This is a genomic window from Mesocryomonas lacus (assembly GCF_055730135.2).
Window position 1 is genome coordinate 78614 of the sequence record NZ_JBUZWE020000003.1, and the last position, 15038, is coordinate 93651.

At 65.9% G+C, this 15038-nt stretch carries 15 protein-coding genes; 1 reads left to right on the forward strand and 14 read right to left on the reverse strand.

Features of this window, described 5'->3' with window-relative positions:
* Positions 1-82: 82 nt before the first annotated feature.
* The 6 genes from ACZLZY_RS05560 to ACZLZY_RS05585 all read right to left on the reverse strand — a co-directional run bounded on the left by ACZLZY_RS05560 (position 83) and on the right by ACZLZY_RS05585 (position 5447).
* On the reverse strand, positions 83-427 hold the full coding sequence (locus tag ACZLZY_RS05560; RefSeq protein WP_472932540.1) for a response regulator: 345 nt from the start codon (positions 425-427) through the stop codon (positions 83-85).
* A 580-nt stretch (positions 428-1007) separates the two neighbouring features.
* Positions 1008-1649, reverse strand: a complete 642-nt coding sequence (locus ACZLZY_RS05565) for a hypothetical protein (RefSeq protein WP_472932542.1) — start codon at positions 1647-1649, stop codon at positions 1008-1010.
* 388 nt (positions 1650-2037) lie between these two features.
* Positions 2038-2481, reverse strand: coding sequence for a PilZ domain-containing protein (locus ACZLZY_RS05570; RefSeq protein ID WP_472932544.1), 444 nt, complete (start codon positions 2479-2481; stop codon positions 2038-2040).
* A 267-nt stretch (positions 2482-2748) separates the two neighbouring features.
* On the reverse strand, positions 2749-3768 hold the full coding sequence (gene ilvC, locus ACZLZY_RS05575) for a ketol-acid reductoisomerase (RefSeq protein WP_472932546.1): 1020 nt from the start codon (positions 3766-3768) through the stop codon (positions 2749-2751).
* A 59-nt stretch (positions 3769-3827) separates the two neighbouring features.
* Positions 3828-4478 carry a TetR/AcrR family transcriptional regulator gene (locus tag ACZLZY_RS05580; protein WP_472932548.1) on the reverse strand — a complete coding sequence of 217 codons (651 nt, stop codon included), beginning with the start codon at positions 4476-4478 and terminating at the stop codon, positions 3828-3830.
* Positions 4479-4700: 222 nt separating this feature from the next.
* Positions 4701-5447 (reverse strand): pyridoxine 5'-phosphate synthase, encoded by a 747-nt coding sequence (locus tag ACZLZY_RS05585; protein ID WP_472932550.1) that lies wholly within the window; start codon positions 5445-5447, stop codon positions 4701-4703.
* Between the two features lie 271 nt (positions 5448-5718).
* Here ACZLZY_RS05585 and ACZLZY_RS05590 point away from each other — a divergent pair, with 271 nt between their 5' ends.
* Positions 5719-7206 carry a hypothetical protein gene (locus ACZLZY_RS05590; protein WP_472932552.1) on the forward strand — a complete coding sequence of 496 codons (1488 nt, stop codon included), beginning with the start codon at positions 5719-5721 and terminating at the stop codon, positions 7204-7206.
* An 83-nt stretch (positions 7207-7289) separates the two neighbouring features.
* Here ACZLZY_RS05590 and ACZLZY_RS05595 read toward each other — a convergent pair whose 3' ends face one another.
* From ACZLZY_RS05595 to miaA, 8 genes are all read right to left on the reverse strand, one after another.
* Positions 7290-8417, reverse strand: a complete 1128-nt coding sequence (locus ACZLZY_RS05595; protein WP_472932554.1) for an ATP-dependent DNA helicase — start codon at positions 8415-8417, stop codon at positions 7290-7292.
* A gap of 54 nt (positions 8418-8471) precedes the next feature.
* Positions 8472-8855 carry a cupin domain-containing protein gene (locus tag ACZLZY_RS05600; RefSeq protein ID WP_472932556.1) on the reverse strand — a complete coding sequence of 128 codons (384 nt, stop codon included), beginning with the start codon at positions 8853-8855 and terminating at the stop codon, positions 8472-8474.
* 77 nt (positions 8856-8932) lie between these two features.
* Positions 8933-9526, reverse strand: coding sequence for a LysE family translocator (locus ACZLZY_RS05605; protein ID WP_472932557.1), 594 nt, complete (start codon positions 9524-9526; stop codon positions 8933-8935).
* Between the two features lie 104 nt (positions 9527-9630).
* On the reverse strand, positions 9631-10203 hold the full coding sequence (gene ilvN, locus ACZLZY_RS05610; protein ID WP_472932559.1) for an acetolactate synthase small subunit: 573 nt from the start codon (positions 10201-10203) through the stop codon (positions 9631-9633).
* Between the two features lie 91 nt (positions 10204-10294).
* Entirely contained in the window at positions 10295-12070 is a 1776-nt protein-coding gene (locus tag ACZLZY_RS05615; RefSeq protein ID WP_472932561.1) for an acetolactate synthase 3 large subunit, read from the reverse strand.
* Positions 12071-12350: 280 nt separating this feature from the next.
* Positions 12351-13157, reverse strand: coding sequence for a DUF1206 domain-containing protein (locus tag ACZLZY_RS05620; protein WP_472932562.1), 807 nt, complete (start codon positions 13155-13157; stop codon positions 12351-12353).
* Between the two features lie 99 nt (positions 13158-13256).
* Complete coding sequence (locus ACZLZY_RS05625) at positions 13257-14039, reverse strand: GGDEF domain-containing protein (RefSeq protein WP_472932564.1); 783 nt, start codon at positions 14037-14039, stop codon at positions 13257-13259.
* A gap of 37 nt (positions 14040-14076) precedes the next feature.
* Positions 14077-15033: a tRNA (adenosine(37)-N6)-dimethylallyltransferase MiaA gene (miaA, locus tag ACZLZY_RS05630; RefSeq protein ID WP_472932566.1), complete on the reverse strand. Its 957-nt coding sequence runs from the start codon at positions 15031-15033 to the stop codon at positions 14077-14079.
* Between the last annotated feature and the right edge of the window lie 5 nt (positions 15034-15038).

A 15038-nucleotide genomic window follows, 5' to 3' on the forward strand; every position in this document is an offset into this window, starting at 1 on the left:
CGGAAAAGATGCTTAGGGAAATCTCCTGCTGAAGCTGAAACAGATTTCCTCGGTTGGGTAAATCCATCCCATCGAGCATGCCCTAATAGGCACTCGATCGCTCCTGCGCCGGCGCGTAAAAGTCGTCCGCATCTCCGTCGAACCAGTCGTCATGACCCGTCACGAAGATGGTCTCGATGCCGTAACAAAGAAAAACGTCGTTGACGGTGCCGACGACCGTAACGGCAAGACGCGTATCGAGCATGACGCAATCGACCTGACCGGTCGAATGAATGTAGCGAAGTGCTTCTTCAATATCGGGGACCGGCCCGAGCGCCACGCCCGATTCAGCCATGATCGATCGCCGCAACGCCGCCGCGGGCTCGACTTCATCCTCGATAATCAAAATACGCCGCCCTACCATCGTCTGCGATACAAGGCTCAGCATTGATCTTTCCCCCCAGTATATCAGTAAGATCGGCAGCAAAGATCAAACGACATGACTCGCACACTTGCAGGCAAGATCACAACGCTACGCGCAACCGTTTCGGTGGCGCGCATCGAGAATTCTGCCTGAAAATTGCAAATCAGCAGCGGTTCGCCGTCGGCGTTTGTCTTTGTCTGCAGATGAAAATTAAATAAAATAAATCAACGACAAGGACAAGCGCCGGGGACATGCAGGCAGCCAAGCTCTCCAATGCGCGGACTGCATGGCTGATGATCGGCGCGTAAGAGATCGACCCCCGTTCTTTCTGACCGGGGAACGCCAAACCCTTGTGCCGCAGCACTGTGGATGCGTTCTGTGGCTTCGACGAGGGCAGACCTGACGATGAAGGTGACAATAGCAGTCTTGTTTAAATCAAGAGCGGAGAGGCCGCGTCTTGCACTGACGTGGAACAGTTGTTGCTAATTTGTCATGGAAGGTTTGCTGCTTTAACGACGTCGTTAACCCTGGCAATGACCGACCAGACCTTGTGGAACGGCACGAACGGCTCAGGAGGACACCGCCTGCCTCTCTGATGCCGCCGTCAGTTGCCGCGGACGTCCTGTTCGTCGCGCAAGGCACGGGCGACGGCGGGGTCGACCGGTGCGGGCTCTTTCACTGCCGTTGCAGGCGTTGCTGCTTCGGAGCTTCCGGTTGCCGTTGTCGGGATGCTACCGGTCTTGATCTGATCCGGGGCCGTCGGCAGGGGGGGCATCGGCGCGGTCGCTGACGACGGGCGGCCATAGAGGCGGCCCTTGCGGTAGTTCTGGGCATAGTCGAGGCAACCTTCGACGACCGGCGTGCACACCGTATTACGCCCCCGCGGACCGTCATTGTCGCCGGAATAAGCCAGGCGGTCGAGACGGCCGTCGATGAACCGCATCTGCACCCGGCAATTGCCGCCGCCCGGCAAGGAAACATTGGTATTGGCGGCGCCGAACAGCACCGGCGCCGACACGTTGATGCCGCCGGAGCGCGACGGCCCGTCATAGCTCCAGATCGTCACGCCGTCTTCGGTGAAGCTGCGGTTCGGAAAGCCGGCGCACATGCGGATGTCCTTCTGGTCCATGCCGAGAAGGGCGGTCTTGGCCACCTCGACCGCGTTGAAGCTGTAGCGGGCGGCGCACCCGCCCGCGATCAGGACGGCCGCGAACAGACCGATGCGGGACAGGACGCGTAGAAGCATCGCTCCGCCTTTCTCATTGCCGTCTCCGGGCCTCCTGCGATCGGGCGAACCGGCCCGTCAGAGAAGCCCCCGGAATTGAAAAATACGAGCCGCCATTGCGTCCGCCTGGACACACCGCGCTCCGAAGCAAATGGGGACCGCCGCCTGCATAAGGCGCCTCCGCTGGTCCGGTATGCCGCTCGACGCACGGTCCACGACGAACCGTTCGATGGCTTCATGCTGCAGGGCAACATGACCATTCCTCTGGTGAATGCAAGGCAGAGTGATCAATTCGGCCGGCCGATACGATCACGAAACGGGGTGCGGAAAACGCCGAACGGCCAGCCTACGTGCGTCGACGGGTGGCCCAGAAAAGGCGACGAGAAGCTTCAATAAAGGCGAGTGGGCGTCAGCCCCGCCGGCCGGCCCAGGGCATGTTCCAGACGATGGCCCTAGGGAGAGTCTCGGGAACAATGCGGTGGACGTGCCCCGGACTGGCGCTGTCGGCCAGCGGCGATGCCGCCACGGCCGGTACCAGGGGAAAATGCGCGGCCTGCTCGTCGTCTTCGGACACGACGTCGAGAAAACGAATGCCCGCCAGCATGCCCCGGCGGTAGACGAGACGCGCCGGCCGCTCGACCTTTTCTTCCCCGATGATGATGTCGAAGACCTTCGGCAGATGCGCCGCCTCGTCGATGGTGAGCAGCGCGCCGGTCGAGGATATGTTGCGGACGATGCAATCGAAGGTCGAGTAGTGGTTGTTGAACAGGATTTTCGCGCGCTTCAGCGTGCGGACTCGCGGCGCAACGCGGCGTTCCGATCCGTCGGCTTCCCGCTCGGGCAGGTTGGTCATGGTCTGCCTCCTGTTTCGTTCACACACTCATTATCCGCATGAAAGGCTAACGAACGATCAAGATCAGCCATAAAGCCCGCACGGACAAGCCATGGCCTTCCTGATATCCGGCAAGACCTGAACGAAAAAGGCCGATGGATTCTCCACCGGCCTCTGCATTTCGTCGGAAGGGCACTCACCCGGTGTCTTCAAAACACCCGGAGGGGCCGCATTCTTTGGTTCTGCGGCAGCTCTTTGACGGGGCGCGACACCCCATCGAAGCTTCTGTTAGTTGCGGGTCTTGTCGACCAAGGCGTTCGACTTGATCCACGGCATCATGCCGCGAAGCTTCTCGCCGACTTCCTCGATCTGGTGACGGTCGTTCATCCGGCGGATGCCCTTAAAGCGTGCCTGGCCCGCCTTGTTCTCCATCATCCAGTCCGAGGTGAACTTGCCCGACTGAATGTCGTGCAGGACGCGCTTCATCTCGGCCTTGGTCTCGGCGGTGATGATGCGCGGGCCGGTGACGTACTCGCCCCACTCGGCGGTGTTCGAGATCGAGTAGTTCATATTGGCGATGCCGCCTTCATAGATTAGGTCGACGATCAGCTTCACCTCGTGCAGGCACTCGAAATAGGCCATCTCCGGGGCATAGCCGCCCTCGACGAGGGTCTCGAAGCCGGCGCGGATGAGCTCGACCAGACCGCCGCAGAGCACGGCCTGCTCGCCGAACAGATCGGTCTCGCACTCTTCCTTGAAGGTCGTCTCGATGATGCCCGAACGGCCGCCGCCAACGCCGCAGGCGTAAGACAGCGCAAGGTCGAGCGCGTTGCCGGAGGCGTCGTGGTCGATGGCGACGAGGCACGGCACGCCGCCGCCCTTCTGGTATTCGCCGCGCACGGTATGGCCCGGTCCCTTCGGCGCGATCATCACGACGTCGACGGTCTTCTTGGGCTCGATCAGGTTGAAGTGGACGTTCAGGCCGTGCGCGAAGGCGATAGCGGCGCCGTCGCGGATGTTGTCGGCAATGCTTTCCTTCCAGATCTCGGCCTGGAGTTCGTCCGGGGTCGCCATCATCATCAGGTCCGCCCAGGCGGCGGCCTCGGCGACGGACATGACCTTGAGGCCATCGGCCTCGGCCTTCTTGGCGGTCGCGGAACCCGCGCGGAGCGCCACGGCGATCTCGGTGCAGCCGGAATCCTTGAGGTTCAGCGCATGGGCGCGGCCCTGGCTGCCATAGCCGATGATCGCGACCTTCTTGGACTTGATGAGGTTCAGATCGGCGTCACGATCGTAATAGACACGCATGGGGTTTCCTTCCCTTTGATCGTCGGGGAGCCGTTCGGCCTCCCCGCTTGGTAGAACAGTCAGCGGCGGGGGTCGCCCGCCGAAGGTGAGCCGTGCAGCGTGAAGAACTGCTGCGTTGCACGGGCGGCCTCGCGGCCGATGTCGTCCGGGAGGAGCGTCAACCGCTCGCCAAGGAGGAGACGGATCTGCATGTCGCGCACGACGAGCCCGAAGAAGGTCCGGTAGGCGGCATCGACGCTGTCGAAGGCGAGGAGACCCGCCGCCTGTCCGGCCTCGAGCACCGGGCCGAGCCTTCGCCGCATGGCGAAGGGCCCGTTCTCCAGGACGATGGCGCCGAGGTCGTGCTTGTCGGAGCCGCCCTGCCCGACCGCCAGCCGGTTGAGGGCGACCGAGGTATCGCTGGAGAGCACCGCCAGCCAGTCGCGGGCAAAGCCCTCGAGGTTGGCGAACAGGGCCTCGCGGTCCAGGCCGTCCGGCGACAGCGGCACGGAGCGCACCTTGGACGCCTGGAACTGCACGGTCGCGGTCAACAGGCCGTCGCGGCCGCCGAACCATTTGTAGAGCGTTTCCTTGGAGCAGCTGGCACGCTGGGCGACGGCGCCCATGGTCAGCGACTCCCGAGAGTCGACGAGCAGGCCCAGCGCCGCGTCCAGCACTTCGCGCTGGCGGTCGGTCAGGGGCGTGTCGTCGATCTCAGCCTGCTGCTGCATTCCAGCTCCGGATGACGGCACCCGAGGTCGAAGGCGACCACATGCGTACCGTACGTTACGGTACTGCCTACAGGATCGCGTTTGGCCTGGCAAGACGCCGTCGCGGGACCGCGTACGATTTGCCTTCGCGAGCCATTGCGGACCAGCGATCGCGCTTTGACCCTGTCGGCCGCGTCAGGAAATTGGAGCCTGACGCAGCGTTGGCATCCGATGATGCGGGGATCAGATCGCCTGGCCGCAGGCACGGCGGAAGCGCCGCACCGTTTCGGCCATGCCATATTCTAGCGCGTCTGCGGTGAGGCCGTGGCCGATCGAGACCTCCGCAAGGGCTGGGATGCGATGGACGAGGGCCGGCAGGTTCGCGACCGTCAGATCGTGACCGGCGTTGACGCCGAGCCCGTTGTCCAGCGCGGCATCGGCGGTGGCGCCCAGCCTTTCGATTTCGGCTTCGGCCGCCGCTGCGTCATCGAACGTGCCGCCATAGGGCCCGGTATAAAGTTCCACGCGGTCGCAGCCGGTCTTCGCCGCGTCCGTCATTGCGGAGGGCACTGCGTCGGCGAAAAGCGAGACGCGGGCGCCGCCGGCCTTCAGCCGGGCCACCACGTCCGCGAGCAGAGCGGCGTCGCGGACGAAGTCCCAGCCGTGATCGGAGGTCGGCTGCGAGGGGTCGTCCGGCACCAGCGTCACCTGTTCGGGCCGAACGCTCTCGGCCAGCACCAGGAAATCTTCCGTCGGATAGCCCTCGATGTTGAACTCCGCGCCGGGAAACTCGGCGTCGATCAGCGCCCGGATGTCCGGCAGGTCGGCGAAGCGGATGTGCCGCTGGTCCGGCCGTGGATGCACCGTCAGGCCATGCGCCCCGCTGGCGAGGGCGATGCGGCTGAGATGCGTCAGGCTCGGCCAGGGCAGGTCTCGCCGGTTGCGCAGCATGGCGATGGCATTGATGTTGACGGAGAGTTGCGTCGGCATGCGGGCCTCCTCGAATCGCCGCCGATCCATAGACCCGTCGCCCGGAGAGAGCCAGCCTTCGGGGGACGGATGTCCCGTCCTGCCGGGGCGGAAAGTAGCTCAGCCGGCGTCAGAGGTGCCGCGGGCGTCCGGCCATCGCCTCGGCGCATCCCACGTGGTGACGGCTTCTCCGCGGCGGCTTGCCACATCGTCCGGTTTGCGTGGTTGACAGGCGCTGCCGAGACTTGTTCCCTGACCGCATGGGCCTGGGAGGGCCGTTTGGGAGAATGAAATGGGTAGCTCGAGATTCCTGCCGCTGGTGATCGCCGGCCTGATCGGACTGTTCGTCGGATGGCTGTTCGGCCCTGATGTCGACGACATCGAGGACGCACAGACCGCGCGCTTCGATCAGCTGGACGCACGGGTCGCCGCGATCGAATCACCGCTCGCCGGCCTTCAGACAACGATTAACGCACAGGCCGCCGCCAGCGCCGGCCCCGCCGAGGCGATCGCCGCGCTCGGCGCCAAGGTCGATGCCGCAGCAGCGGCCGCAACGGCCGGTCAGGCCTCCGGCGAGACGATCACCCAGAGCATCGCCGCCCTGCAGGCCAAGCTCGATGCGCTCGCGGCAGCGCCGCCGCCGGCACCTCCGGCAGCCGCGCCCGCCGGCGGCGGAAAGGCCGACGCGCTCGCCGCTGAAATCGGCAATACGGGCGCCGTGCTTCTCGCCGGCCAGACGGCGATCTTCGGCAACAAGCGACTGACCGTCGCGGCTGTCAGCGACACGGGTGCCTCGCTCGGCGCCGAGGGCGCAGCACCCGCTGAAACCGCCACAGGCGGCAAGATCGACCTCGGCGGCGGCTGCAACGTGACGCTCGCCGGCGTGTCGGGCACCGCGGCCTACCTCGCCCCGACCGACTGCAGCAATGCAGGCGCGCCTGCAGCGCCGGGGGCACCGGCCGCCCCTGCTCCGGCTGCGGAAGCTGCACCGGCGGCACCCGCAGCCGCTGCTGCCGCGCCCGCCCCCGCTGCTCCGGCTGCTCCCGCACCGGCTGCTGCCGCGGCGCCTGCCGCCGCTCCGTCGCCCGACGGAACCTCGATCATGGTGGGCCAGACCGCGATGTTCGGCAGCAAGGGCGTTTTCCTGACCCGGCTCTCGCCCGACGGCAAGGCCTTCCTGTTCCTAGCCGGCAGCCAGGGCAAGGGACAGATCCCCGTCGCCACCGGCGCCGCCGCTGATCTCGGCGATGGCTGCAGCGTCACGCTGGTGAAGATCGACGGCCGTACCGCCACCTTCAAGGCTACCGGCTGCGGTGGCGAGGCGGCTGCGGCTCCAGCTGCCCCCGCTCCTGCTTCTGCCCCCGCAGCACCGGCTCCGGCAGCCCCCGCCGCACCGGCACCGGCACCGGAAGCTGCCCCTGCGCCCGCACCGGCTGCTCCGGCGCCAGAGCCTGCAGCGGCCGCACCGGCTCCGGCAGCGCCGGCCCCGGCGGCTGCGGCAGCACCTGCAGGCGCCGAGGCTCCGGCCGGCGAGGCACCCGCCCCGACACAGGCCACCGCCGGAGGCCCCGCCGCCCTGACGATCGGACAGACGGCGACCTTCGGCACGCAGCGCATGTTCCTCTCCCGCCTGACGCCGGAGAAGGCCTTCGTCGTGGTCGTCGGCAGTGGCAACAAGGAAGTGGCTGTCGGCGCGGCGCTCGACCTTGGTGGCGGCTGCACCGCCAAGTTCGACGGCATCACCGACAAGACGGCGAATTTCACCCCGTCGGGCTGCTGAACCTTCTCCAGTCACCTTACAGAAAAGCGGCGGTGGATCTCTCCACCGCCGCTTTTTTCATTTCTGGCAGGCTCGGGTTATCGCTATTTGACGATGGTAAGCTTCTCCGCCGCCCGCGTGATCGCGGTATAGAGCCAGCGCTCGCGGCTGTCCTTGAAAGCCCAGCTCTCGTCGAACAGCATCACGTCGTTCCACTGCGAGCCCTGCGCCTTGTGGACGGTCAGCGCGTAGCCGTAGTCGAAATCGTCGTAGCGCTTCTTGGTCGCCCAGGCGACTTCCTCGTCCGGCGCCTCGAAGGCCGATTTCAAGAGCTTGATCTTCGCCGCCCCTTGGTCGACGTCGTCATCGTCCGGCCGCACGATCAGGTTGATGCCGGGCTTCACCGTCTCGGGCGAGGCCGTCATCACCTGCCAGAGCGAGCCGTTGAGCAGCCCCTTAGCCGGGTCGTTGCGCAGGCACACCAGCTTGTCGCCGGCATAGGGGAGAAAGCCCTTGAACCCTTTGAGCTCGCGCAGCCGCGCATTGTAGCGCCGGCGGGTGCGGTTGGTGCCGACCAGCACCTGGTCGGCGGCGAGCACCCGATCACGGTCGACGTCCTGCTTCGAGATGATTTGCGCTGCGCCGTAGTCGCCGAGCATCAGCGGCTTGCCCTCGCGCACGTCCATGGCCAGCGCGATGATTGGGTTGTCGCGCGCCTGGCGGTGGATCTCGGTCAACAGGAAATCCGGCGGCGCCTCGGTGAAGAAGCCGCCCCCGGTGACCGGCGGCAGCTGGCCGGGATCGCCAAGGACCAGCACGGGCGTTCCGAACGACAGAAGGTCGCGGCCGAGCGCCTCGTCGACCATCGAGCACTCGTCGACGATGATGAGCTTGGCCTTCGCGACCGGGCTCTGGCGGTTCAAGGAGAAGGTCGGCGAGACGCGGGCGGTGCCGGCGGTGTCGTCGGCGATCACGTCCTCCCCGCGCGGGCGGTAGATCAGCGAATGCAGCGTCCGCGCGCTCTTCGCGCCCTTTGAACGCAGCACCTGCGCCGCCTTGCCGGTGAAGGCGGCAAACTGCACGCTGCCGTCGATGCCCTCGGCAAAGTGTTTGGCGAGCGTCGTCTTGCCGGTCCCGGCATAGCCGAAAAGCCGGAAGATCGGCTGGCCGCCATCCTGCAGCCACGTGGCGACGGCCTGGAGGGCCTGATCTTGCTGGGGCGAGAATTTCATCTTCGCCAGAGACAGGATTCGGCCCTTAAGGGCAAGCCGATTGCGGAGCGTGCTTCAGGAGAACCGGTACTCCACGTCCGAGAAGGCATTGGTCGGGAACACGTAGAGAAAGCGCAAGCGCTGACCTCCTTCGTTGCGAATGCCGTGTTCGACATTGCCGGGAATGGAAACACAGGAGCCTTTGGCAATTCGGCGCTCAACGCCGCCGAGTGTCACGACGCCCTCGCCCTCCAGCAGGAAGTAGATCTCTGGTGGTTCGTGCCGGTGAAGTGCGAGGTGGCCACCCGGCTCTAGCACGGCGATCCCCGCGGTGATCCCGTCCGTCGGCGTTGTATCGGCCGACACGAGCGTCTGCCACGCAACGACCCCACGCCCATCCGGCTCGTCCCAGCCGTCGTCCGGAGCGCCACGATCCACGGCAATGAATGGTTCTGCCATCGATGTCTCCAGCGGTACTCTGAGGCATGATCGATTATATGGGCGCCAACGTGCAAGCCCGCCGGCCTTCATTCTGCCTACAGCAGGATCGGCACCACCGTCAGCGCCAGCAGGACACCCATCGCGATGTTGAACCACTTCAGCCGTGCGGGTTCCGCGAGAAACCCCCGCAGCGCGACGCCGAAACCGGCCCAGACCGAGACGCTCGGGAAATTCACCAGCCCGAAGGCGATGCCCACGATCAGCACCGAGGTCACCGGACGCTCCACGCTGGTGTAGGCGCCCATGGCAACCAGCGCCATCGCCCAAGCTTTGGGATTGATCCACTGGAAGGCCGCCGCCTGAAGGAAGGTCATCGGCACGGCGCCGGCCGCCCCCTCGCCCAGCCCGCGGGAAGTGCCGATCTTGAATGCGAGCCACAGGAGATAGACCGCGCTCAGCCACTTCAGGCCGATCTCGATCACCGGAAAGGCCGCGAGCAGCGCGCCGAGCCCGAAGCCGACCGCCAGCAAAAGCATAACGAAGCCGACCGCGATGCCCAGCATGTGCGGGATGGTGCGGATGAAACCGAAGTTCACGCCCGAGGCCAGAAGCATCATGTTGTTCGGCCCTGGCGTCACCGAGGACACGAAGGCAAAGGTCAGAAGGGCGAGAAAGACGTCGAGGGACATGGCAATATCCTTTGAAAGACGCCGCGCGCCTGCCCTGCGTCCACGGCGCGGAAGGGACGCGTGCCTTCCCTGCAGCTAGGAAGCTGCGACGACCCTTGGCGCCCCTACATCCCGTGCCGGCCGCGCGAAAGGGCCGCGACGCCGGTGCGGCAGAGCTCGACGAGGCCGAGCGGCGCCATCAGGGCGATGAACTGGTCGACTTCCCAGACCCGGCCGGTGATCTCGAAGATGAAATGCTCCACCGAGGCGTCGATGATGCTAGCCCCCAGCGCATCGCTGAGGCGCAGGGCCTCGGCGCGGTTCTCGCCGGAACAGGCCACCTTGACGATCGCGAGTTCGCGCTCGATCGGGCTGTCCATCGTGCCGTCGCGGCCGTGCAGCGTCAGGTCGACGACCCGGTGCACCGGCACGACGCGGTCGAGCTGGCTCTTCAGCTGTTCCAGAAGGTGCGGCGTGCCCCGCGTCACGATGGTGATGCGCGAGAGGTGCTTGGCGTGCTCGGTCTCGGAGACGGTGAGGCTCTCGATGTTGTAGCCGCGGCCGGAAAATAGACCGATGACGCGGGCTAGAACCCCCGGCTCGTTGTCGACGAGAAGCGCGAGCGTGCGCGTCTCCACCGCCTCCTTCTCCTGGGTGATGAAATAGGCGGAAGCCGGCGGCTGGATCGGGCGGTTCATGGGGTTCTCTGGCGTTGGCGGCGCGGGTCGGCGCGGCGTGAGACGGGCGGCCAAGGCACGCGCCACCTTTCGGCGGCGCGTGCCCGATACCTCAGACGAGAGCAGCGCCCTTGGCGTCGATGGCGTTGGCGACCGCGTCGTCCGTCGCCTCGTCGGGCAGCAGGATCTCGTTGTGCGCCTTGCCCGACGGGATCATCGGGAAGCAGTTGGCGAGGTTCTCGACATGGCAGTCGAAGATCACCGGCCGGCGCACGTCGATCATCTCCTGGATCGCCGCGTCGAGGTCTCCCGGCTTGTCGCAGCGGATGCCGACGCCGCCATAGGCTTCCGCGAGCTTCACGAAGTCCGGCAGCGCATCGGAGTAGGAATGCGACAGACGGTTGCCATGCAGCAGCTGCTGCCACTGCCGGACCATGCCCATGTACTGGTTGTTGAGGATGAAGATCTTGATCGGCGCGTCGTGCTGCACCGCCGCCGACATTTCCTGAATCGTCATCTGCACCGAGGCGTCGCCGGCGATGTCGATCACCAGCGCGTCGGGATGGGCGATCTGCACGCCCAAAGCCGCCGGCAGGCCATAGCCCATCGTCCCCAAGCCGCCGGAGGTCATCCAGCGGTTCGGCTCCTCGAAACCATAGAACTGCGCGGCCCACATCTGGTGCTGGCCAACCTCGGTGGTGATGTAGGTGTCGCGGTCCTTGGTCAGCTCGTAGAGCCGCTGGATCGCGTATTGCGGCATGATCAGCTGGTCGTTCGGCTTGTAGGCCAGGCAGTTGCGGCCGCGCCAGGCGTTGATCCGCGCCCACCAGTCGGCCACTTCGGGATCGGCCCGCCGGCTCTCGGCCTTCCAGGTCGAGACCATGTCGGCGAGGACATGCGCGACATCGCCGATGATCGGCAGCTCGACGCGGACGATCTTGTTGATCGAGGACGGGTCGATGTCGATGTGGATCTTCTTCGAGTTCGGCGAGAAGGCGTCGAGGCGGCCGGTGATGCGGTCGTCGAAGCGCGCGCCGATGCACAGCATGACGTCGCAGTCATGCATGGCAAGGTTCGCCTCGTAGGTGCCGTGCATGCCGAGCATGCCGAGCCAGTTCTCGCCGGACGCCGGATAGGCGCCGAGCCCCATCAGCGTCGAGGTGATGGGGAAACCGGTGACCGCGACGAGCTCGCGCAACAGACGGCTCGCCTCAGGCCCCGAATTGATGACGCCGCCGCCGGAATAGATGATCGGCTTCTTGGCATTCGCCAGCATCTCGATCGCCGCACGGATGCGCTCGTGGTCGCCCTCGAGCTGCGGCCGATAGCTCTCGTGCCGGTGGATCGGCTGCGGCGGCGTGTAAGTGCCGGTCGCGAACTGGACGTCTTTCGGGATATCGACGACGACCGGGCCGGGCCGGCCGGTGGTGGCCACGTGGAACGCCTCGTGCAGGACGCGGCTGAGATCCTCGACGTCCTTCACCAGCCAATTGTGCTTGGTGCACGGCCGGGTGATGCCGACGGTATCGCATTCCTGGAAGGCGTCTGAGCCGATCAGCATGGTCGGCGCCTGGCCGGTGATGCAGACCATCGGAATTGAATCGGACAGCGCATCCTGCAACGGCGTCACCATGTTGGTGGCGCCGGGACCGGAGGTGACGAGGACCATGCCGGGCTTGCCGGTCGAGCGGGCATAGCCCTCGGCCGCGTGTCCCGCGCCTTGCTCGTGCCGGACGAGGATGTGCTTGATCGCATCCTGCTGGAACAGAACGTCGTAGATCGGCAGCACCGCTCCGCCGGGATAGCCGAAGAGATGCTCGACGCCGTGGTCGACCATCGCCTGCACGACCATCTGGGCGCCCGTCATTTTACGTTGTCCGGCAGTCATCGTTTCGGTCCGTTTCCTGGTCGATCGATCCGCTACATCCCGTAGTCCGGGTTTTCGCTGAGAGATCGTCGAAGTGGCTGAAAAGGCGGAAAATGCGAGCAATAAAAAAGGCCCCTGAAGGGCCTTGGGCAGCGCACACGTGGCTTTCGCCGGACGGTCCCTAGACCGTCTCGCGTGTGCGCCCTCGTACTACGATTAGAATCTTGCTCATGGTGAAGACGTTAATCGCAACGGAGAGGCGCGTCAACGCCCCTCCGTCACGCGATCAAACATCCACTGATCAGCCGGCGGACACCTCGATGCGACGATAGCGCGCCTGGGCCAGCGCGTAGACGCCGAAGGCCATCAGTCCGAGGCCAGTCGCGGCCAGGAAGGCCCAGCCGTAGCGCCAGTCCGCCATGGCGTCGAGCGCGGTGCCAAGGCCCGGCGTCTCGCTGTCGGCATAGGACACCGCCCCGGTAAAGATCAGGAAGCCGAGCAGCAGAAACGTTGCGCCACGGGCCATGAGGCCAACCTGGCAGACCGGCTTCAGCCAGCTGCGGTCGGCCGGAAACCGCATGTACTTCTCAAAGCCCGCCGTGGCGCCCTTGAAGATGTGCGCGAGGCCCGCCACCAGCATGATCGCGGCGGCAGCCAGCGTCAGGGCCCGGCCAAAGCCCGCGGCATAAGCCATGGAGATGCCGTCATGCATCATCCCGCCGCCGCCGGAACCGGCGCCGATGGCGAGGGTCGCGGCAAACAGCGCCAGCGCGCCGTAGGACACGCCGCTCGCCAGAAGACCGGTCCGCACGAAGAGACCCTTCGCCCCCGTGCCGTGTCGGTCCGGATCGAGACCGGCCTGCAGGAAGCGCCAGAGCGAGAACGCCAGCAAGGCCACGACGAGAACGGAGAGAAGTACGACGCCGCCGACCGAGCCGAAGACCGTGCCGATCGCTTCCTTCGAGCCCATCGCCCGTCCGGTGGAATAGGCGGCCTTGAAGGCGAAGTAGCCGATGATCAGATAGACCGCGCCGCGTGCGACATAGCCGGCGCGGGCCGCCTTCTCGATCGGACGCCGGTGCTGGTGAAGAACGTCGGTGGCGGACATGAAAGCTTCCCGGCTGCCGCCGGGACGACCGACAGCGTTTCGACAATGGTCGGCCGAAACCGCTTGTCGGCGGATCGGTTCCGGCGCCGGCTGATATCGTCAGGCGCAGATGCGGTTTCGGCCGGATTGCTTGGCGTTGTAGAGATTGATGTCGGCGCGCTTGTAAAGCGATGCCGCGTTCTCGCCCGGCCGGGCCTCGGCGAGGCCGATGGACATGGTGATGCGCAGCCGCACGTTGCCCGACTGGATCCGCAGCCGCTCGACGGCGAGCCGCAACCGGTCGGCGAAGTCACCGAGATCGCGCGGGCTCATGTTCGGGACGACCACCGCGAATTCCTCGCCGCCCAGTCTCGCGACGGTGTCGTGATGGCGCGTGTAGTCCATCAGGCACTTCGAGACCTTGCGCAGGACCTCGTCGCCGACATCGTGGCCGTGGGTGTCGTTGATGCCTTTGAAGTGATCGAGATCGAGGATCATCAGGCCCAGCGGCTCGGCACTCCTGTCGAAGGCGCTGAGTTGCTGGTCCAGGGCATCGTCGAAATGCCGACGGTTCGCCAGTCCCGTCAGACCGTCGGTCAGAGCCGCCTGCTCCATCTCCTTGGTGCGGCGCCGAAGGACACTGGTCAGCATGGAGAGCTTGCCGTGCTCGCGCGACTGGGCCCGCAGGAAGGGCAGCACGAAGACAAGGGCGACAATAGCGGCCGTGATCAGCAGGCCCTCGATGGAGAGATAAAGGAACCGTATATAGTCCCCGTTCGGAACCCCGCCGGAAACCGCCAGCTGGCGGCCGAACTCGCCCGCCATCTCCGAAACGAGGACCGCGGCCGCGAAAATGACCGCCAGCAGCACGACGAATGAAATCTCAACTTTTCTCGATGTCATTCTCACCCATGCCATGCCTGACGTCCGTGGATGAGACTTAGCTGCCTGAAGGTTTACTGAACTTAAAGTTTTGGAGCACTTTGCCGAGATCGGCATCCAATTGTTCGGTCGGCTGCAGACGGCCGCCGTCGAACTGGTGCCGGAACCAGGTTTCCTGCCGCTTGGCATATTGCCGACTGCGGGTGACCGCGCGGTCCGTCGCCGCATCGAGGTCGAGCCGCCCCTCGAGGTGCTCGACAAGCTCGGCAACGCCGATGGCCTTGCCCGCCGTCCCGGCGAGCGCGCCGGGGATTTTGGCAAAGGCTTCCGCCTCGGCCAGAGCGCCGGCCGTCAGCATGGCGTCGAACCGCTGGCGGATCTGATCGCGCAAAACCGGACGCGGCGGGGTGAGGAGGATCCTCAGCGCCGAGTCCGCCGCGATCAGCGGGGCGCCGGCGCCCCGCTGCAGCGCCGCCAGCGGCTCGCCTGTGACCGCCAAGATCTCCAGCGCCCGCAGGATCCGCTGCGGATCCCCCGGCCGCAGCCGCGCTGCCGTCTCGGGATCGCGCCGCGCGAGTTCGGCATGGAGGGCTTGCGGCCCCTCTTCCGCCATGCGGGCGCGCCAGGCCGTCCGGACGGCATCGGGCACTGCGGGCATCGCGTCGATGCCGCCGAGCAGCGCCTTGAAGTAGAGGCCGGTGCCGCCGCAGATGATCGGCATCCGGCCCTCGGCAACAAGCGTCGCCAGAAGCGGCGCGACGTCCCGCGCCCAGGCGCCGACGCTGTAATCGGCATCCGGCGGCACGTGGCCGTAGAGGGCATGCGGCGCGGCGGCGAGATCGGCGTCGGACGGTCGCGCGGTCAGAAGCCGCAGGCCGTCATAGACCTGCATGGAGTCGGCGTTGACGACAACGCCGCCGAAAGCCCTCGCCAGATGCACGGCCAGCCCCGACTTGCCGCTCGCGGTCGGCCCGGCTATCAGGACCGACCGGATTTGTCCGGCTGGTTGGGACATTCGCG

Excerpts from the sequence above, each read along its gene's own strand:
- ACZLZY_RS05585 (WP_472932550.1), bottom strand. The coding sequence starts at position 5,447 with ATGCCGACGCAACTCTCCGTCAACATCAATGCCATCGCCATGCTGCGC.
- ACZLZY_RS05580 (WP_472932548.1), bottom strand. The coding sequence starts at position 4,478 with ATGCAGCAGCAGGCTGAGATCGACGACACGCCCCTGACCGACCGCCAG.
- ACZLZY_RS05605 (WP_472932557.1), bottom strand. The coding sequence starts at position 9,526 with ATGTCCCTCGACGTCTTTCTCGCCCTTCTGACCTTTGCCTTCGTGTCC.
- ACZLZY_RS05565 (WP_472932542.1), bottom strand. The coding sequence starts at position 1,649 with ATGCTTCTACGCGTCCTGTCCCGCATCGGTCTGTTCGCGGCCGTCCTG.
- ACZLZY_RS05570 (WP_472932544.1), bottom strand. The coding sequence starts at position 2,481 with ATGACCAACCTGCCCGAGCGGGAAGCCGACGGATCGGAACGCCGCGTT.
- ilvC (WP_472932546.1), bottom strand. The coding sequence starts at position 3,768 with ATGCGTGTCTATTACGATCGTGACGCCGATCTGAACCTCATCAAGTCC.
- ACZLZY_RS05590 (WP_472932552.1), top strand. The coding sequence starts at position 5,719 with ATGGGTAGCTCGAGATTCCTGCCGCTGGTGATCGCCGGCCTGATCGGA.
- ACZLZY_RS05595 (WP_472932554.1), bottom strand. The coding sequence starts at position 8,417 with ATGAAATTCTCGCCCCAGCAAGATCAGGCCCTCCAGGCCGTCGCCACG.
- ACZLZY_RS05620 (WP_472932562.1), bottom strand. The coding sequence starts at position 13,157 with ATGTCCGCCACCGACGTTCTTCACCAGCACCGGCGTCCGATCGAGAAG.
- ACZLZY_RS05625 (WP_472932564.1), bottom strand. The coding sequence starts at position 14,039 with ATGACATCGAGAAAAGTTGAGATTTCATTCGTCGTGCTGCTGGCGGTC.
- ACZLZY_RS05615 (WP_472932561.1), bottom strand. The coding sequence starts at position 12,070 with ATGACTGCCGGACAACGTAAAATGACGGGCGCCCAGATGGTCGTGCAG.
- ACZLZY_RS05560 (WP_472932540.1), bottom strand. The coding sequence starts at position 427 with ATGCTGAGCCTTGTATCGCAGACGATGGTAGGGCGGCGTATTTTGATT.
- ACZLZY_RS05600 (WP_472932556.1), bottom strand. The coding sequence starts at position 8,855 with ATGGCAGAACCATTCATTGCCGTGGATCGTGGCGCTCCGGACGACGGC.
- miaA (WP_472932566.1), bottom strand. The coding sequence starts at position 15,033 with ATGTCCCAACCAGCCGGACAAATCCGGTCGGTCCTGATAGCCGGGCCG.
- ilvN (WP_472932559.1), bottom strand. The coding sequence starts at position 10,203 with ATGAACCGCCCGATCCAGCCGCCGGCTTCCGCCTATTTCATCACCCAG.